Genomic DNA, 18,295 nt, shown 5'->3' on the forward strand with positions numbered 1-18,295 from the left:
TGGCTTCTGGACTCATGGGTCACCTCCACCCCCGAGCCTGGGCCCGGGCCGCCGGCCGCGGTACGACGTGCCCCGCCGCTGTGGAGGGCCGGCGACGCCGCCGGGGTTGGGGACGGGAAGTGGTCTGGGCCGCCCTGGGGGCTCAGCCGACGCCGGCGACGTGCTCGACCGATCCGGGGCCCGTCCGGGGGCGCAGCACCCCGACCACGTCGATGCGGACGTGCCGGGCCCGCACGTCGTGCTCGGCGACCCACCGCGCGCCCAGCCGGCGCAGGCGGTGCAGCTTCGTCGCCGTGACGGCCTCGAACGGCGAGCCGTAGGCGTCCGAGGAGCGGGTCTTGACCTCGCAGACGACGAGGACGGCGCCGTCGCGCAGCACCAGGTCGATCTCACCGAGCTCGCAGCGCCAGTTGCGGTCCAGGACGACCATCCCGGCCTCGACGAGGTGGCGCGCGGCCACGTCCTCGCCGTACCGGCCCAGGCCGAGGTGACGACTCCCCCGCGGTGTGCTCATGACGGCCTCACCCCCCGAGCCTGCGCGATCGGCGGCGTCACCGCACCCCGCCCCCCGCCGACCTGTGGAGGACGTCTCGACCGAGGACGTCTCAACCGCGCAGCGCGAGGCCCTCGCAGCTGGGGGTCGGGATCCCGTAGGCGTCGATGCCGAAGACCTCGAGCCCCAGCATCGGTGCCAGCACGTCGTTCACCAGCGCGTCGACGGGCCCGAGCGCCGTGCGGACGAGCGAGGTGAGCAGCGGTGCCAGCTCTGCCTGCAGGTCGGCGGTCACCGCAGCCCGGTCGGCCGCGTTCAGGCGGCCGGACGTGACGGACACCGCGACCGTGGGCTCGATGCGCAGGCTCGACAGGTTCAGGCCGTCCGAGCGGATGGGTACCGCGATCTCCCGGCCCGGCTCGGACGGGACCTCGACGTCGTACGTCGTCCCCCCGGTGAGCGGCGCACGGGCGAGGGTGAGGTCGACCTCGGCCCCCACCGTGACGTTCACGTCGCCGAGCCCGAGCAGCCCACCGACGAGGCCGAGCAGCAGGCGGTCCAGGAGGGCGGTGAGACCCAGCCCGTCGAGCAGGGTCCCGAGACCGACCGAACCCGACAGCTCGAGCCCGAGGTGGCCCGAGACCGTGACGGCGCCCCCCTCGACGGCGAGCTGCAGGCTGTCGGGCGAACCGCACCGCACACCGTGGAGGGTCGCCCTGGCCTCGGCGACGCCGATGTCGAGCGACAGCGGGTCGGCGCGGCCCCGCAGCCGCACGATGTCCAGGAGGTTCAGGTCGAGACTGCCCAGGGCCTCCAGATCGGCTCCGACCTCGAGGGCGACGGCCGAGCTGGTCGCGGTCGCGGCCGCCGCGGTGCCGCCCGCCGGGACACCGCACCCGGGCCTCGGCGGCGTGATCATGCTCAGCCGCACCGTGGGGTCGACCAGGCCCGGCACGGGTGCCGCCAGGTCGAGGTCGACGAACCCGGTGCCCCCCGACACGAGCAGACCCGCCGTGACCAGGTCGAAGACGTTCAGGCCCGTCGTCAGGGCGGCCCCACCCGCACCCGTGGCGACCTGGACGAGGTCACCGACCGTGATGCGCTGGCCGGTGGGGACGGCCACGTCGACCCCGCCCGCCACCACCGCCGTCACGAGGGTGTCGAGCACCCCGAGAGCGGCGGTCGCCCCTGCGTCGAGGCCCACGCCGGCGAGGTCCCCCCGGGCCTCCAGTGCGTCGGCGGTGAGCTGCAGCAGACCCAGCGCGTCGAGCTCGGTGGACAGGAGACGGTCGAGGTCGCCCGCCGAGAGACCGAGCGCGACGAGCATGTCGAGGAGCGACACCTCGGCGTCGGCCAGGCCCTGGTAGCCGACGGCGGTGAGGTCGACGGAGCCGCCGAGCAGGTCACCGAGCACGGGGGCGAGGAGCCAGGAGCTGCCGGAGTCCACGCCCGCCAGGAACGTGCCGATCTTGAAGCAGGCCGACGGGTCGGTCTTCACGGCGAGCGCCGCACGCCGGGCGCCGCCGTCCCCCGGCGCGAAGGAGTACTGGACCGTCGTCCCGGCGCGGACCCGCACCGCGTCGGGCACGGCGTCCGCGTGGGCGGCGTCGTACGCGAAGGACCCGCTGGCCGGGTCGGTCCAGTCGGTGAACGGCTGGAACCCGACGCCGGGCACGTGGCTGCCGATCTGGATCTCGACCTCGGGGGCGGCGCCCAGGGTGTCCTCGTTGCGCTCGAGCGAGGTGCGCAGGGCGGAGCGCAGCGCCGGCGCGCCCGCGGGTGAGGGCGCGACGACGTCGGCGAGCGTGCGGCCCCGCAGCTCGCGGGCGATGTCCAGGGCGACCACGTCGGCGAGCGCCTGCATGTCGCGGCGGGCGACCCGCTGCATGCCGATGTCGACGGCCAGGGCCGCGACCACGAGGAGCAACGTCATCAGCGCGGCGACCATCACCGCCACGGCGCCCCGCTGGTCACGGGCGACCCGTCGCCGGTCGGCGCCGGACACTCAGCTCACCCGCGCGGAGGCGGCGTACTCGATCTCGTCGGGCATGACGCCGCCGACGAAGGGCAGCGGGATGAGGGGGCGGTCCTCGTAGTCGTAGGTGAGACGCACGGTGACGCACTGGGGCTGCGGCGAGCCCGACCCGCAGTTCGTGGGCGCCGAGACGTCGCACGAGCCCGCCGTGTCCCCGCGGCGCTGCAACGCCCCGGTGGGGGTGCAGCTGACGCCGTACACCCCGAGGGCCTCGTTCAGGGCGGCGCGGGCCGACTCCTGCGCGGACCCGCCCGACCCGGCCTGGTGGACCGCGGCAGCCCGGGCGCCCTCGGCCGCCGCCTGGCTCATGGAGCCGCGGAAGCTGAGCATGTAGCCGTACGCGATGATCCCGAACACGAGCAGCAGCAGGATCGGCAGCACGAGGGCGAACTCCACGGCGGCCGCGCCCCGCTGGTCACGGCCGGCGCGCCCGCCGCGCCGTCGCGCCGCGTTCGTCGTTGCACCCATCTGTCTCCGCCTCGATCCGGGGACGCACGTCTCCCCTCTGGCGGAAGGTTAGGACCGCCGGAGCGCGGCTGTCCGGCGTTTGCGGAGCCGACCTCCCGGGAGGCCCGAGATTTTGCCGCCGGGGTCTCAGCCCTTGGGTGGCTCGAGGTCGCTGGCCGCCAGCTCCTCGACGTTGACGTCCTTGAACGTCAGGACCTTGACGTTCTTGGCGAAGCGGGCGGGGCGGTACATGTCCCACACCCACGCATCGGTCATCGTCACGTCGAAGAACACCTCGCCGTGCTCGCTGCGCGCCCGCACGTCCACCTTGTTGCACAGGTAGAACCGGCGGTCGGTCTCCACGACGTACTTGAAGATCTTCACCACGTCGCGGTACTCACGGTAGAGCGTGAGCTCCATCTCGGCCTCGTAGCGCTCGAGGTCCTCGGTGCTCATGGCGACTCCTCCTGCTCGGCGGGCACGTCGGGCTGCGCGTCCCCCGGTACGGCGGGGTCGCCGCCGTCGGGCGGCGCCGCCCCGGGCGAGCCTAGCGACGGTTCGAGCCCGGCGGCACGGCGGACGTTGACGAACCGCATCCGGTGCACCGGCGACGGCCCGTGCGCCTCGAGCCGCTCGGTGTGCAGGTCGGTGATGTAGCCCTTGTGCACGTCGAAGCGGTACCCGGGCCACCGCTCGTGCATCCCGCACATGATCCGGTCGCGGGTCACCTTGGCCAGCACCGAGGCCGCCGCCACGCAGGCCGCGACGCGGTCGCCCTTCCACACGGCGAGGCCCGGTGCCGGCAGCCCGTCGACGGGGAACCCGTCGCTCAGCACGTACGACGGACGCACCCCCAGCCGCGCCACCGACCGGCGCAGCGCCTGGACGTTGGCGACGTGCATGCCGAGGCGGTCGCACTCCTCGGCGTCGACGACCACGACCGACCAGGCGAGCGCCCGGCGCACGACCTCGTCGTACGCCCGCTCGCGGGCCCGGGCCGTGAGGAGCTTGGAGTCCGCCAACCCCGGTACGACGCCCGCCCGCCCGGCCGGGAGGATCGCGGCGGCCGCCACCAGGGGGCCGGCGCAGGCGCCCCGCCCGGCCTCGTCGGTGCCCGCGACGTGCTCGAGACCCACGCGCCGCAGCGCGCGCTCGTAGCCGTACAGGCCCGCGTCGCGCCGGACGGTCGAGCCCTTGGGGAGCTGCGTCACGCCTCGCCCACCACCACGGGTCAGTCGGGGTCGGGGACCGACGCGAACGTCTCGGGCCGGGTGAGGCGGTCCCAGTGCTGGCGCGGCCAGACGACGGCGAGCACCTTGCCGACGACCAGGTCGGTGTCGACGAAGGCGCGCGTCGGCGAGCAGGCGTTGGTGTCGTTCGGCGGGCACAGCCGGGCGGCGGAGTCCTCCGACTGGGCCCGGTTGTCGCCCATCACGAACATGTGGCCCTCGGGGATCGGCCCGGTCTCCCAGCCGACCTCGCCGGCCGCGACCCGGGTGCACACCTCGGCGTCGAGCTCGGGGCCGTTGCACTGCAGGCCGTCCGCCAGGTAAGGCTCGTCCAGCGGCTGGCCGTTGACCGTGATGCGGCCCTGCTCGTCGCAGCACGCGACGACGTCACCCTCGAGACCGATGACCCGCTTCACCAGGTGGCCGCCGCTCGGGTAGAGACCGATGCGGGCCAGCACCTGCGCGGCGGGGTTGGACGGGCCCCCCGCCGTCGTCGGGCCCAGCCACTCCCCCGGGTCCTCGAAGACCACGACGTCCCCCCGCTGCGGGCCGTTGCCGCCCCAGTAGGAGACCTTCTGCACCACGATCCGGTCGTCGACCTGCAGCCCGGGGACCATCGAGACCGACGGGATGTAGAAGGCCTGGAGGAAGAAGGCCTTGATGACGTACGCGAGCACCAGCGCGACCACGAGGAGCAGCGCCGTCTCCTGCCACAGCGGCAGCTGCTTGCGCCGCCGCCGCGACGAGCGGCGCCCGCCCTCGGCCTCGGCGACCGCGGTCGCCCCGCCGGCCTCGCTCCCGTCAGCACCCGTGGGGGCCCCGGACGACGACGACCGCGGGCCCGGCCCCTCGTCGAGAGGGGCGGCGGACTCGCGGTCGTCGGACGTCACGGGAGGAGACTAGCCACCCGTGGGGCGCCCCTCGGCGAGGGGCGGTGGCCGGTCGCCTCAGGCGTCGCGGCGCTCCTTGATCTTGGCGGCCTTGCCGCGGAGGTTGCGCAGGTAGTAGAGCTTCGCGCGACGCACGTCACCGCGGGTCACGACCTCGATCTTCTCGAAGATCGGGGAGTGCAGCGGGAAGGTGCGCTCGACGCCCACGCCGAACGACACCTTGCGGACGGTGAACGTGCGGCCGATGCCGGAGCCCTGCACGCGGATGACGACGCCCTGGAACACCTGGACGCGGGAGCGGTTGCCCTCGACGACCTTGACGTGGACCTTGACGGTGTCACCGGCGCGGAAGGCCGGGATGTCGTCGCGCTTGGCGGCCAGCTCGAGCTGGCTGATGACGTTGGTCATGATGATCTCCTCGCGAGTGCCACAGGTCAGCCGCGGTGGGTCGGTTCCGAATGGGTGCGACGGCGGTCGACGGTTCCCCTGTGGCAGAAGCGTCCGCGCGTCGCGACCAGGCATGTTCGCACAGGAGGCCCGCCCCGGGCGAATCCGGGACGGGCCTCCGTGGGGTGGTCGACGACCGCGCCCCACCGCGGCCGTCGAGCTGGGGGCGATCAGTCGAACGCGTACGCCTCGCCGTGCTGCAGGTCGACGCCGGCGACCTCGTCCTCCTCCTTCACGCGGAAGCCGATCGTCTTCTCGATGAGCATGCCGATGACGAAGGCGACCACGAACGAGTAGGCGATGACGGCGACCGAGGAGACGAGCTGCGCGACGAGCTGCTCGGGACCACCGCCGTACGCGAGGCCGGTCTCGGGGTCGAAGGCGAAGATGCCGAGCCAGATGCAGCCGATGAAGCCGGCGACGAGGTGCAGACCCACGACGTCGAGGCTGTCGTCGAAGCCGAGCTTGTACTTGAGGTCGATCGCGAAGGCGCAGACGGCACCGGCGACGAGCCCGAGCACCATGGCCCAGACGGGCGTGATGTGGGCGCAGGCCGGGGTGATGGCCACGAGGCCGGCCACGATGCCCGAGGCGGCACCGACCGCGGTCGACTTCCCGTCGCGGAACTGCTCGACGACGATGAAGCCGATCATCGCGGCCGCCGGGGCGGCGATGGTGTTGAGGATGATGAGGCTCGTCTGGCCCTCGTCGGCGCCGAAGACACCGGCGTTGAAGCCGAACCAGCCGAACCACAGGATCGCGGCGCCGATGAGCACGAGGGGCACGTTGTGCGGCACGGCCTCCTCCTTGGTGAAGCCGACCTTGCGGCGGCCAAGCACGAGCGCCAGGGCGAGGGCAGCGGCGCCGGCGTTCTGGTGCACCGCGGTGCCGCCGGCCCAGTCCAGCGTGCCGGTCTCGCCGAAGTTGTAGATCCAGCCGTTGTCGGGGTTGAACACCCAGGCCTGGACCGGGAAGTAGGCGAAGACCGCGAAGAGCCCGGCGAAGATCATCCAGGGCCAGAAGCGGGCGCGGTCGGCGATGGCGCCAGAGATGAGCGCGATGGTGATGACCGCGAACGTGCCGCCGAAGGCCGCCGTGGCCAGCGAGCCGTCCGTGGCCTTGGTGGCGTCCAGCAGGCCGACGTCCTGGAAGGGGTCGCCGAAGAACTTGGTGATGCCACCGTCGGAGATGGCGCCGACGCCACCCGCACCGACGAGGATCCACAGGACCCAGACGACGCCCATGGCGCCGAAGCTGAGCATCATCATGGAGACGACGCTCTTGGCCTTCACCAGGCCGCCGTAGAAGAACGCGAGCCCGGGGGTCATGAAGAGCACCAGGGCCGTACAGATCAGGGTCCACGCGAGTTCGGTCGACATCACTACCTCGTTGTTCTGTCTCGGGAGAGAGCGGGCGGGCGGGCACCGTTGCCGCCAGCACGACGCTGCGTGATGCTTCCGAGGTCGTGTTGCACCGAGGCCGCGCGCATGTTTCGGCGGCGTAACACCCTCGCCGGGTGTGTGACATCCGGGGACACACGCCCGTCACCGGGGTCTCAGGAACCGCTCAGGCGCGAGGGGCCCGCTTCTCGAGCAGCACCGCCCCGGGGTCGCCGAGGCCCACCGCGCGGTAGCCGGCACGGCGGTACATCCGCAGGTTGCGCCCGCTCCCGGCCCCCGTCTGCAACCGGTACGCCGTCACCTCGCCCGAGGCGACCAGCGGCGCGGCCAGCTGCTCGGCGTACCCCAGGAGGCGGCGGCCGAGGCCGCGGCCCGCGAGGTCGGGGGCGACCATGAGCCGTCCCACGTGCCAGGCGTCGCCCTCGCGACGCCCGCGCACCGAGCCGACGAGCCGGCCCGACGCGCGCACCACGACGGTGTGCCACTCCCCCAGCGACGCGAGCACGTCGTCGAGGGACTCGGTGGTCGCAGGGATGTGCACGCCCGGGTTGTCCTGCAGCTCGCCCAGCCAGCAGGCGCGCGTCAGGGTCCACAGCTCGCCCGCGTCCGCCGGGGTCGCCGGCACGACCGGGAGGTCCTCGCCGTCGAACGCGAGCGCCGCGGGGGCCAGCAGGTCGGGGCGCCGCTCGGCGGTGCGCCGCTCGGCCTCGGCGCGCCGCCAGCGGGCGATGGCCGCGTGGTCGCCGCTGAGCAGGACGGGGGGCACGTCGTACCCCCGCCAGGTGGCGGGCTTGGTGTAGACGGGGTACTCCAGCAGCCCCTCGTCGCCGTGGGACTCCTCGACGAGCGAGTCGGGGTTGCCCATGAAGCCGGGGAGCAGCCGCACGACCGCCTCGACGACCGCCAGTGCCGCGACCTCGCCGCCGTTGAGCACGTAGTCGCCCAGGGACACCTCGCGCACCTGTGCGCCCGCGGCGGCCGCGTGCTGCACGACGCGGGCGTCGATGCCCTCGTAGCGCCCGCAGGCGATGACGAGCCGCTCGCGGCCGGCCAGCTCCGCCGCCACCGACTGCCGGAACACCTCGCCCGACGGCGTCGGCACCAGCAGGGTCGCCCCGGCGACGTCGAGGTCGTCGAGCGCCTCACCCCACGGCTCGGGCCGCATCACCATGCCCGCACCCCCGCCGTACGGGGTGTCGTCCACGGTGCGGTGGCGGTCGTGGGTCCAGTCGCGCAGGTCGTGCACGCGCAGGTCCAGCAGGCCGCTGCGCTGCGCCCGGCCCGGCAGGGACAGGTCGAGCGCGCGCAGGTAGTCGGGGAAGATCGAGACGACGTCGATCCGCACGTCTCAGGCCTCGGCCTCGTCGGGGAACGGGGCGACGAGACCGGGCCGGTCCGCGACGACGACCCGCCCGGCGGCGAGGTCGACCTCGGGCACGAGCGCGGCGACGAAGGGCACCAGGGCGTCGCGTCCGTCGGGGGTGCGGACGCCGAGGATGTCCTGGGCCGCGCCGTGCAGCACCTGCGTCACCTCGCCGATGCGCTCGCCTGCGAGGTCGTGCACCGCGAGCCCCACGAGCTGGTGGTCGTAGAACTCCTCGGGGTCCTCGGGCTGCTCGTCCTCGTCGAGGGTGACGTGCAGGAGGAGGCCGCGCACGGCCTCGGCCTGGGTGCGGTCGGCGACGCCGGCGAAGCGCACGAGCAGCACGCCCTGGTGCCACTTGGTGCTGGCGACCTCCAGCTCGGCCACCGGGGCCGTGGCGCCGCGCGGGGCCTCCACGCGCAGGCGGGCGCCGGGGGCGAACCGGCGGTCGGGCTCGTCGGTGCGGACGTCGACGGTGACGTCGCCCCGGATGCCGTGGGGCTTGCCGACCCGGCCGACGAGGACCTCCACGCTGCTGCTCACGAGGGGTGAGGGTACGGCGCGCCGCACCCGCCCGCGAAACGCACGACGGGCGCCGCTCCCCGGCCGCAGCCGGAGGACGACGCCCGTCGGGGCGAGGTGGGGACGCTCAGCGGCGTCGGTCCACGTCCACGAAGTCGATGCGCGCACCACCGCGACCGGCGAGCGCGCCGACCACGGTGCGGAACGCCGTGGCGGTGCGGCCGTTGCGGCCGATCACCTTGCCCAGGTCCTCGGGGTGCACCCGCACCTCGAGGACCGAGCCGCGGCGCAGCTGCTTGTCCTGCACGGACACGTCGTCGGGGTGGGCGACCACCCCGCGCACCAGGTGCTCGAGCGCATCGGCCAGCATCGCGATCAGGCCTCGGCGGTCTCGGCCTGCGCGTCGGCGGCGGGCGCCTCGGCGGGCTCCGCGGCCGGCTCCTCGGCGGGCGTCTCGGCCGCCTCGGCCGGCTTGTCCGCCGACTTCTTGGCCGACTTCTTCGTCACCGCGTCACCCTTGGGCTCGCTCTGCGCGTCCTTGAGGGCCTGGTTGAAGATCTCGAGCTTGTCGGCCTTGGGGGCCGCCACCTTCAGCGTGCCCTCCTCGCCCGGGAGGCCCTTGAACTTCTGCCAGTCGCCGGTGATCTTCAGGATGGCCTCGACGGCCTCCGACGGCTGCGCGCCGACGCCCAGCCAGTACTGCGCCCGGTCGGTGGTGACCTCGATGAACGAGGGCTCCTCCTTGGGGTGGTACTTGCCGATCTCCTCGATCACCTTGCCGTCGCGCTTCTTGCGCGAGTCGACGACGACGATGCGGTACTGCGGGACCCGGATCTTGCCCAGGCGCTTCAAACGGATCTTGACGGCCACGGTGGGTGGTGTCTCCTCGAAAATCAGTGTGGATGGGGCTCGGTTCCGGGGTGGGGACCCGTTCTCCTGCCCCGATGGGCGGTCGGCACGCGGGTGAGAGGGTCCGCGGTCCGCACGACTCGACCGGCCATGATGCCAGACCCGGGAGCCGCGGGGGAAATCGCCCCGCACGGCTCCCGGGCAGCGCCGACCGGCCGGTCGTGCCGGTCAGCTGGCCGGCTCCTGCGCCTCGAGCAGGGCGTCGCGGCGCTCGCGGCGGGCGCGCTGCTCCGCGGGGTCCGGCACGGGTACGGCGGCCACCAGCCGCTGCGTGTAGGCCTCCCGCGGCGCGGTGCAGATCTGCGCGCTCGTGCCGAGCTCGACGAGCTTGCCGTGGTGCATCACGGCGATCCGCGAGGCCAGCATCTCCACGACCGCGAGGTCGTGGCTGATGAAGAGGCAGCCGAAGCCGTACTCGCGCTGCAGCTCCTGGAACAGGTCGAGCACGCGCGCCTGCACCGACACGTCGAGCGCCGAGGTGGGCTCGTCGGCGACCAGCAGCTGCGGCTCGAGCGCCAGCGCCCGGGCGATGCCGACGCGCTGGCGCTGGCCGCCCGACAGCTCGTGGGGGTAGCGGTTGCGCATGGCCCGCGGCAGGTGCACCTGGTCCAGCAGCGCCTCGACCCGGCGGCTGAGCTCGGTTCCCCGCACGCCCGTGTGCAGGCGCAGCGGCTCACCGATCGACTCCCCCACCGGGATGCGCGGGTTGAGCGAGGAGCCCGGGTCCTGGAAGACGATGCCGACGCGGCGGCGCAGGTCCGCGAGGTCGCGCTTGCGGGCGCTCGCCATGTCGACCCCGTCGACCCGCAGGCTGCCGCCCGCGACCGGCAGCAGGCCGACGGCTGCGCGTCCGATCGTGGTCTTGCCCGAGCCCGACTCGCCGACGAGGCCGACGACCTCGCCCTTGGCGATGCTGAACGAGACCCCGTCGACGGCGCGGAACACCGGCTGCGACCCGCGCTTGGGGTACTCCAGCACCAGGTCCTCGAGCTCGAGCACCGGGGCGCCGAGGGCCACGCCGTCGACGACGGTGCGGTCCTTCTCGGTCACCACGGTGCTGGTGTGGCGCCCGAAGTGGGGCACCGCCGCCAGGAGCTGCTGGGTGTAGGGGTGCTGCGGGCGCGTGAACACGTCGGTGGTGGCGCCGCGCTCGACGACGCGGCCGTCCTTCATGACGATCATCCGGTCGGCCATGTCGGCGACCACGCCCATGTCGTGCGTGATGATGACGATGCCCGAGTCGATCCGGTCCTTCAGGTCGGTGATCAGCTTGAGGATCTCCGCCTGCACCGTCACGTCGAGCGCCGTCGTCGGCTCGTCGGCGACCAGCAGCGTGGGCTCGCAGGACAGCGCCTGCGCGATCATCGCGCGTTGGCGCTGACCACCGGAGAGCTGGTGGGGGAACGCGTCGAAGCGACGCTCGGGCTCGGGGATCTCGACGAGGCGCAGCAGCTCGAGCGCCCGCTCGCGCGCTGCCGACGGGGACATCGAGAAGTGCGAGCGAAGCGCCTCGACGATCTGGAAGCCGATCGGGTAGACGGGGTTCAGCGCGGTCATCGGCTCCTGGAAGATCACGGCGATCTCCTTGCCGCGCACCTTGCGCTGGGCGCTGCCGCGCAGGCCGAGCACCTCGCGCCCGTTGAGCTTCGCGCTCCCCCGGGCCCGGCCGTTCGGCGGGAGCAGCCCGAGCAGCGACATCGACGACTGGGTCTTGCCCGACCCGGACTCGCCGACGATCGCCAGCACCTCGCCCGGCGCGACCGCGTAGGAGACGTCCTGGGCGGCCGGGATCCACTGGTCGTCGACGAAGAACTCGACGGTCAGGTCGGTGACCTCGAGGACGGGCGGGCGGCCCGCGGCGTCGTCCCGGGGCTGGTCGAGGCTGGTCACTGGGCACCTTCCACGGTGGTTCGGCGGTCTGCGAGGCTGCGGTCATGACGAGTCCCACCGCGGGAGCCGGCGCCGGGAGCGGCGGCCCCACCCCGTACGTCCAGGTCTACCGGCCGGGCTTCGCCCGCGCGCTGGGCGGGACGCTCGTCGCGCTGGCCGTGGTCATGGTCGTGCTGCTGGTCGTCACCGGGGGCCCGGACGCCCTGCTGCGCTACACCGGCGGCGTCGCGCTGGTCGGACTGGTCGGCTACCTCGGCTACTGGCGCCCCCACGTGAGCGTGGACGACGACGGCGTCGAGGTGCGCAACCCGCTCCGCTCCGTCCGCGTGCCCTGGTCGAGCCTGCTGCTCGTCGACGGGCGCTACGGCCTGCGCCTGGTCACGGCCGACGGCCGGTACGACGCGTGGGCCGCCCCGGCGCCCACCGGCATGGCGCGCGCCCGGCACCAGACCAGCGCCTGCGCCACGATGGTCACCCGTCGCTGGGAGCGGGAGACCGGCCTGGCCGGTCCGGACCGCCGCGACGGCGACCGCGCCGCGGACACCCCGGTCGGCGCCTGGGACCGCGACGAGGCCGCGACGGGCGCGGCCGCCGTGCTCGCTGCGCTGGCCGTGCTCGGGCCGCTGCTGGGCTTCGTGGTCTGACGCGAGCGCCGCCGTCACGACGTGGCCTTCGCGTCCTGGCGCGCCATCCGGCCCGCGGCGCGAGCCATCTTGCGGGCCGACGGGATCTTCTTCTGGCGCGGGTCGAACGCGTCGCGCAGGCCGTCGCCGACGAAGTTGATCGACAGGGCCAGCGCGATGACGAACAGTCCGGGCCACCAGAAGAGCCACGGCCGCGTGTTGAAGGCCTGCTCGTAGTCCGAGATCATCTTGCCCAGCGACGTACCCGTCTGGATGCCGAAGCCCAGGTAGCTCAGCGACGCCTCGAGGATCACCGCCGCCGCCATGAGCAGCGTGGTGTTGACGATGACGACACCCATCGCGTTCGGGATCATGTGCTTCACGATGATGCGGAAGTCGCTGGCGCCCGCCACGCGGGCGGCGTCCACGAACTCGCGCTCGCGCAGCGACAGGAACTCGGCCCGCACGAGGCGGGCCAGCGTCGTCCAGCTCACCGCGCCGAGCACGACGGCGAGGATGAACGGCCCCGCCGCCCCCACCATCTTGCCGAGCACGGCGCCGATGACGATGAGCGGGAACGTGATGATGAGGTCCGTCAGGCGCATGAGGACCTGGTCGGTCGCCCCGCGGTAGAAGCCCGCGAGCGCTCCCACCGCCATGCCGAGCAGCGCGGAGACGCTGCCCACCACGATCATGACGAGCAGCGACGTCTGGGTGCCCTGCATCGTGCGGGCGAAGATGTCGCGGCCGAGCTCGTCCTGGCCGAACGGCGCGTCGCCGAACGCCAGACCGTCGCCTCCGAGCCACGTGGGCAGCCCCATCGTGGGCGTGCCCTGCGGGTTCACGAGGGGGTTCTGGTCGCTCGGGGCGTGCTTCCACCAGCCCGGGACCGGACCGACACCGATGGACGTGATCGCCAGCAGGGCGATGAGCGCGATGACGGCGAGCCCGGCCATCGCGCCCCGGTGCCGCAGGAAGCGGCGCCGGATGATCTGGCCCTGCGAGAGGCCGGCGACGTCCTTCAGCTCGATCGCGTTCTCCGAGCGCTCCTCGGGGATGCCCGAGGGTGGGGTCTCGACAGTCATGCCGTCGCTCCTTCCGCTGCGGCCAGCAGGGTGGTCGTGCGCGCGTCGCTCATGCCGCCACCCGGATCCGCGGGTCGAGCACGGCGTAGAACAGGTCGGCGACGAAGTTCGCCACCACCGCCAGGATCGCGATCACGAGCAGGTAGCCCATGATCGGGTCGATGACGTTCTGGTCGAGGTAGTTGGCGAACAGCCAGCCCATGCCCCGCCAGTTGAAGATCCGCTCCGTGATCACTGCGCCGCCGACGAGCGTGATGATGTCGACGGGCACGATCGAGGCCAGCGGGATCAGCGCGTTGCGGAACGCGTGGCGCATGATCACCGTGCGCTCGGTCAGGCCCTTGGCCCGCGCCGTGCGGATGTAGTCCTGGCCCAGCACCTCGAGCGTGCTGGCCCGCGAGTAGCGCGAGTACGACGCGAACGAGATGAGCACGAGCGTCAGCGTCGGCAGCAGCAGGTGGCCGAAGAGGTCGAGCGTGTTGAGCCAGAACCCCGAGTCGAAGCCGGGCGTGCGCCGCGACGCCGTCGAGATCGGCCGGCCCCGGATGAGGCCGTGGTCGACGTAGTTGTCCCACGAGCTCATGAGGCGGTCGACGAACAGCAGGCCGGCCACGGGCAGGGCGGTGAGGGCCGCCGTACGGGCCACGGTCCAGCGGTCCGGACCGCCCCAGGCGAGGCCGACACCGAGGCCCACGAGCACGGCCAGCAGGCCCAGCCCGAGGACGATCGGCCAGGACGCGTCGACGTAGTACCAGAGGTAGAGCACCGGGTAGTACAGCGCGACGCCGAGCGCCGCCACCGTGAGGGAGGCGTAGAGCGAGCGCCGGTCGCTGAGCCCGGTCGACAGGGCGGTGATGCCGAAGGCCATGCCGACGCCGAGCACGCCGACGAGGACGATGCCGAGGCCCGGGGTCACGAGGAAGTCGGTGAGGTCGACGTAGAGCATCACCGCGAGGCTCACCAGTGCGGCGACGCCGAACACGCGCAGGCGCCGCGCGGCCGATCCGCCGACCGCGGCCATCACCACCGTCGCCGTGCCGAGCACCACGAGGGCGTGGAACCACCAGGCGATCTGCGGGTCGGCGAGGAAGTCGTTGAACTTGATGGCCAGGAACTGCTTGAGCAGCACGGCCACCCAGAAGGTGGGCAGCGAGTAGAGCACGAAGGACACGAACGTCAGGCCGTAGTCGAATCCGGAGTACTGCCGCAGCGCGCTCACGATTCCGACGAAGACACCGAGCACGATCGCGAGCAGGGTCGCCACCGTGACGAGCTGCAACGTGGTGGTCACGGCGCCGGACAGCAGCTCCGTCGTCGGGGTACCGGTGCGCCAGTCACGGCCGAGGTCGCAGCTGCCGATCAGGCAGCGGCTCGCGCCGGAGAGCCAGTCCAGGTACCGCAGGAGGACGGGAGAGTCGAGGTCCAGCATCGCCGTGCGGGCCGCGATGCGGTCCTCGGCACCGGGACGGGTGTCCGTCCGCAGGTCCTCGAGGGGGTCGATCGCGATGTCGACCAGGACGTACATGACGACCGTCGAGACCAGCACGACGAGGACCGACGTCATCAGCCGTCGGGCCAGGAACATGAGCATGCGTCACACCTTCGCAGAAGGGTCGGGCGCGCGGCCGGGCACCACCGAGGGCCTCGTGCCGCGCGGGATCGGGGCCGCGCCCCGCGCCGTCACGTCCACCGACGAGGCGAGTGGACGTGGGCGCACGCGGGGCGGGGACCGCCGGTCGTCGACCGACGGCCCCCGCCCTCCGTTGCGCAGCCGGAGCTGTCAGTCGACGAGCGACCAGTTCCAGTAGCCGTGGAAGATGGTCGGGCTCAGCGGAGCCGGCTCGACACCCTCGAGGCGCTCGGAGTTCCAGGCCGCCACCGACGGGAACTGGAACAGCGGCAGGCCGTACGCGTTGTCGTACAGCATCTGGTCGATCTGCGTCTGGAGCTCGACCTGGCGGTCCTCGTCCGTGGTCACGGACAGCTCGTCCCACAGGGCGTCCATGGCCGGGTCGGTGTACCCGGTCAGGTTGTTGAGGCCGCCCGTGTAGTAGGTCGCCTGCGACTCGGTCACACCGGTGGAGGTGGACTGCCACGCGAAGAAGGCGGCGTCGTAGGTGCCGTCACCGAGCTTGGAGCCCCAGTCGACGTTGCGCGCGTCCTCGACCACGAAGCCGGCCTCCTCGAGGGCGGGCTTGATGATCTCGAACTGGTTCTCGCGACGGACGTTGTCGGCCGCGAACATGATGCGCACGGTCGGGGCGCTCACGCCGACGCTCTCGAGCAGCGCCGCGGCGGCGGCCGGGTCGGACTCGGCGTACTCGTCCGAGCCGTTGGCGCCGACGATCTCGTCGTACGTCGGGGAGCCCGGCGTCACGATGAAGGAGTCACGCGTCTCGGCGCCCTCCTCGAGCGGCGCGATGAGCCGGTCGATGATGTCCTGGCGCGGGTACGCCGTCAGGAACGCCTGGCGCACGGTGCGCGCGGTCTCCGCGTCGCCGCCGTACGTGGCCGGGTCGAACGGGCCGCCGTTGTCGACGACGAGGTCGACGTGCTCGTAGCTGGCCTCGACGCCGGTCTCGACCTCGGTGCCGTCGATGTTCTGCAGGGCCTCGACGATGTCGGTGGTGGCCTGCGGGCCGACCAGGTCGATCTCGCCGTTGGCGAGCTGCTGCGCCTGGGCGTTGGGGTCCTCGTTCCACTGGACCGTCACGGTCGGGATGGAGGCCGGGCGGTCACCCGTGTACTCCGGGTTCTCCTCGAGCGTGGCGTACTGGCCGTCCTCCATCTCCGTCAGCACGTAGGCGCCGCTGGAGAGGTAGAGCGACTCGTCCTCGGGGAGGCTCTTGAAGTCGAAGCCCGAGTTCCAGAACGACGAGATCGGGCCCAGCTTGGTGGCGTCGTTGGCCATGACGGCGTCGATGAGGGTCTGCTTCGCCTCCATCGGGTCCGTGATGTCGAGCGCGTTCATCACCGTCGCGTGGGCCGCGACGCCGCCGCCGTCGATCTGGAGCTCCCAGTCGGCGAACGGCTCGCTGTAGGTGAGCGTCATCGACTTGTTGTCGTCGGAGATCTCCGGCGTCTCGGTCAGCGGCAGACCCGCGGACGAGCTGTCGAAGTAGACCTGGCCCTCGCCGAGCACCGGGACGTTGTTGTCGTCGGTCTCGACCTGGTCGGCCTCGATGGTGTTGACCTTGCCGCTGCCGGCCGCCCACGCGAGGAGCAGGTCGGCGGCGTCGACGGGCGTGCCGTCGGACCACCTCGCGTCGTCCGCGACGGTGTACTTCACCGTCAGCGGGTCGTCGCTGATCTTCTCGTAGGTGCCGAAGGACTCGTCGGTCTGCAGCTCCTGCTCGGCGTCGTAGAAGTTCATGGTCGAGCGCGTCAGGTACACCAGGATGGCGTTCGCGGTCGCGTTGCCGTTCGACGTGTCGTCGTTGTACGAGAAGAACGGCTGGTTCCAGCCGACGGTGATGCGCTCGGCACCGCTGTCGCTGTTGCCCTCGTTCTCGTTCTCGTCCTCCGGCGGCGCGCATGCGGCCAGGGCCGCGCCGAGAGCTACTGCAGTCGTCGCAGCAGCGATTCTCCTGAGTCTCACGAATCCTCCAGGTGTAGGTCAGATCTGCACAGCCCCATGCGATTCCGAGACCACCCGGACGGCGCCGTGCCGCGGAAACGTAACCCGCGGGCCGGAGGGCGAACAGGTCCCGGCATCGTCTAGACCTCTATCGTTACGCAAGCGAGACGTGCGGCCGACCGGCCCACCGAGCCCCAGGACGACGCCCGCAGCGGTCCCCGCGCCGCAACCTGTCCCGGCGTGCGGCTCAGGAGCCGGAGACGATCCGCCCGCGCAGCACGACGGCCACCGGGCGGTGGAGGGTCGCGAGGTCGCGCAGCGGGTCGGCGCGGGTCACGAGGAAGTCGGCCGGCGCGCCCTCCTCGAGCGTCGCGTTCCAGCCCAGCCACGCCCGTGCCCGCCACGAGGCCGCGCCGAGGGCCTCGCGGACCGGCAGGCCGAGGGCGGCGAGCGCCACCACCTCGCCGACGACGTTCCCGTGGCGGGCCACGCCGCCGCCGTCGGAGCCGGCGTACATCGGGACCCCGGCCTCGAACGCGCCCATGAGCGTGTCGCGCCGCCGTACGTGCAGGTCGGTCATGGTCGAGGCGTACGCCGGGAACCGCGCCGCGCCCGCCGTGGCGTGCTCGGGGAACTTGTCGAGCTGCATGACGGTCGGCACGAGGGCCGTGCCGGCCGCCGCCATCCGCTCGACGAGGTCGGGCGTCAGGCCGGTGCCGTGCTCGATGCAGTCGATGCCGGCGTCGACGAGGCCCGGCAGCACCTCGTGACCGAAGCAGTGCGCCGTCACCTTCGCGCCGTTCTCGTGCGCGGCCGCGATCGCCGCCGCGAACGCCTCGGGCGGGAAGGACGGGGTGAGGTCGCCCGCCTCGCGGTCGATCCAGTCGCCGACGAGCTTGACCCACCCGTCCCCGCGCCGGGCCTCGACCGCCACCTGGGCGGCCAGCTCCGCCGGCTCGACCTCCGCGGCGTACCCCCGGATGTAGCGCCGGGTGCGGGCCACGTGGCGCCCGGCCCGGATGAGGCGCGGCAGGTCCTCGCGCTCGTGCATCCAGGAGGTGTCGAGCGCGGAGCCGCAGTCACGGATCAGCAACGCTCCCCCGTCGCGGTCGGCGATCGCCTGCGCCTCGGCCTCCGCGTCGTCCACCGCGCCGTGGTCGGCCAGGCCGATGTGGCAGTGCGCGTCGACGAGGCCGGGGAGGATCCAGCCCTCCGCCGCGGTCTCCGCCCCCGGCTGAGGTTCGTGGGTGACGTGGCCGTCGACGACGTAGAGGTCGCGCACCTCGCCGTCGGGCAGCACCGGACCTCGGAACCTCTGCACGGTCATGCCCGCACGCTAGCGGGGACCTGGGGTTTCCCCGCCTGAGCGGGGAAACCTGCGGTCT

The 18,295-nt window shown here is 72.8% G+C and carries 18 protein-coding genes; 1 reads left to right on the plus strand and 17 read right to left on the minus strand.

Translation table 11 applies throughout. The features are described from left to right. Nucleotides 1-142: 142 nt before the first annotated feature. The 13 genes from INN71_RS14650 to INN71_RS14710 all read right to left on the minus strand — a co-directional run bounded on the left by INN71_RS14650 (nucleotide 143) and on the right by INN71_RS14710 (nucleotide 11,625). Nucleotides 143-514 carry a YraN family protein gene (locus INN71_RS14650; RefSeq protein ID WP_277500326.1) on the minus strand — a complete coding sequence of 124 codons (372 nt, stop codon included), beginning with the start codon at nucleotides 512-514 and terminating at the stop codon, nucleotides 143-145. A gap of 91 nt (nucleotides 515-605) precedes the next feature. Next, entirely contained in the window at nucleotides 606-2,498 is a 1,893-nt protein-coding gene (locus INN71_RS14655; RefSeq protein WP_277500325.1) for a pilus assembly protein TadG-related protein, read from the minus strand. Continuing rightward, the gene (locus INN71_RS14660) at nucleotides 2,499-2,996 is read right to left on the minus strand and encodes a TadE/TadG family type IV pilus assembly protein (protein ID WP_277500324.1); all 498 of its coding nucleotides are present in this window, start codon (nucleotides 2,994-2,996) and stop codon (nucleotides 2,499-2,501) included. Between the two features lie 126 nt (nucleotides 2,997-3,122). After that, nucleotides 3,123-3,431, minus strand: a complete 309-nt coding sequence (locus tag INN71_RS14665; RefSeq protein ID WP_277500323.1) for a DUF2469 domain-containing protein — start codon at nucleotides 3,429-3,431, stop codon at nucleotides 3,123-3,125. After that, nucleotides 3,428-4,186: a ribonuclease HII gene (locus INN71_RS14670; RefSeq protein ID WP_277500322.1), complete on the minus strand. Its 759-nt coding sequence runs from the start codon at nucleotides 4,184-4,186 to the stop codon at nucleotides 3,428-3,430. The genes INN71_RS14665 and INN71_RS14670 overlap by 4 nt, the downstream gene beginning before the upstream one ends. A gap of 20 nt (nucleotides 4,187-4,206) precedes the next feature. After that, nucleotides 4,207-5,094, minus strand: a complete 888-nt coding sequence (gene lepB / locus INN71_RS14675; protein ID WP_277500321.1) for a signal peptidase I — start codon at nucleotides 5,092-5,094, stop codon at nucleotides 4,207-4,209. A gap of 57 nt (nucleotides 5,095-5,151) precedes the next feature. Continuing rightward, nucleotides 5,152-5,502: a 50S ribosomal protein L19 gene (gene rplS / locus INN71_RS14680; RefSeq protein ID WP_277500320.1), complete on the minus strand. Its 351-nt coding sequence runs from the start codon at nucleotides 5,500-5,502 to the stop codon at nucleotides 5,152-5,154. Nucleotides 5,503-5,711: 209 nt separating this feature from the next. Then, entirely contained in the window at nucleotides 5,712-6,920 is a 1,209-nt protein-coding gene (locus tag INN71_RS14685; protein WP_277500319.1) for an ammonium transporter, read from the minus strand. Between the two features lie 187 nt (nucleotides 6,921-7,107). Continuing rightward, nucleotides 7,108-8,286, minus strand: coding sequence for a tRNA (guanosine(37)-N1)-methyltransferase TrmD (gene trmD / locus INN71_RS14690; RefSeq protein WP_277500318.1), 1,179 nt, complete (start codon nucleotides 8,284-8,286; stop codon nucleotides 7,108-7,110). Nucleotides 8,287-8,289: 3 nt separating this feature from the next. Further along, nucleotides 8,290-8,847, minus strand: a complete 558-nt coding sequence (gene rimM / locus INN71_RS14695; protein ID WP_277500317.1) for a ribosome maturation factor RimM — start codon at nucleotides 8,845-8,847, stop codon at nucleotides 8,290-8,292. 106 nt (nucleotides 8,848-8,953) lie between these two features. Then, the gene (locus tag INN71_RS14700) at nucleotides 8,954-9,196 is read right to left on the minus strand and encodes an RNA-binding protein (RefSeq protein ID WP_277500316.1); all 243 of its coding nucleotides are present in this window, start codon (nucleotides 9,194-9,196) and stop codon (nucleotides 8,954-8,956) included. A gap of 5 nt (nucleotides 9,197-9,201) precedes the next feature. Beyond that, nucleotides 9,202-9,696: a 30S ribosomal protein S16 gene (gene rpsP, locus INN71_RS14705; RefSeq protein WP_277500315.1), complete on the minus strand. Its 495-nt coding sequence runs from the start codon at nucleotides 9,694-9,696 to the stop codon at nucleotides 9,202-9,204. 207 nt (nucleotides 9,697-9,903) lie between these two features. After that, entirely contained in the window at nucleotides 9,904-11,625 is a 1,722-nt protein-coding gene (locus INN71_RS14710; protein ID WP_277500313.1) for an ABC transporter ATP-binding protein, read from the minus strand. 44 nt (nucleotides 11,626-11,669) lie between these two features. On the opposite strand from INN71_RS14710, the gene INN71_RS14715 reads away from it, so the two are divergent. Then, a complete protein-coding gene (locus INN71_RS14715) occupies nucleotides 11,670-12,269 on the plus strand; it encodes a PH domain-containing protein (protein WP_277500312.1) in 600 nt (199 codons plus the stop codon). 14 nt (nucleotides 12,270-12,283) lie between these two features. Here INN71_RS14715 and INN71_RS14720 read toward each other — a convergent pair whose 3' ends face one another. The 4 genes from INN71_RS14720 to INN71_RS14735 form a co-directional block, all read right to left on the minus strand. Next, nucleotides 12,284-13,333, minus strand: coding sequence for an ABC transporter permease (locus tag INN71_RS14720; RefSeq protein ID WP_277500311.1), 1,050 nt, complete (start codon nucleotides 13,331-13,333; stop codon nucleotides 12,284-12,286). 49 nt (nucleotides 13,334-13,382) lie between these two features. Further along, entirely contained in the window at nucleotides 13,383-14,924 is a 1,542-nt protein-coding gene (locus INN71_RS14725; protein WP_277500310.1) for an ABC transporter permease, read from the minus strand. Between the two features lie 189 nt (nucleotides 14,925-15,113). Continuing rightward, entirely contained in the window at nucleotides 15,114-16,931 is a 1,818-nt protein-coding gene (locus INN71_RS14730; protein ID WP_277500309.1) for an ABC transporter substrate-binding protein, read from the minus strand. A gap of 226 nt (nucleotides 16,932-17,157) precedes the next feature. Beyond that, nucleotides 17,158-18,237 (minus strand): amidohydrolase family protein, encoded by a 1,080-nt coding sequence (locus INN71_RS14735; protein ID WP_277500308.1) that lies wholly within the window; start codon nucleotides 18,235-18,237, stop codon nucleotides 17,158-17,160. Between the last annotated feature and the right edge of the window lie 58 nt (nucleotides 18,238-18,295).

The organism is Nocardioides sp. ChNu-153 (genome assembly GCF_030466625.1).
In the GTDB taxonomy this organism is placed as follows: Bacteria; Actinomycetota; Actinomycetes; order Propionibacteriales; family Nocardioidaceae; genus Nocardioides.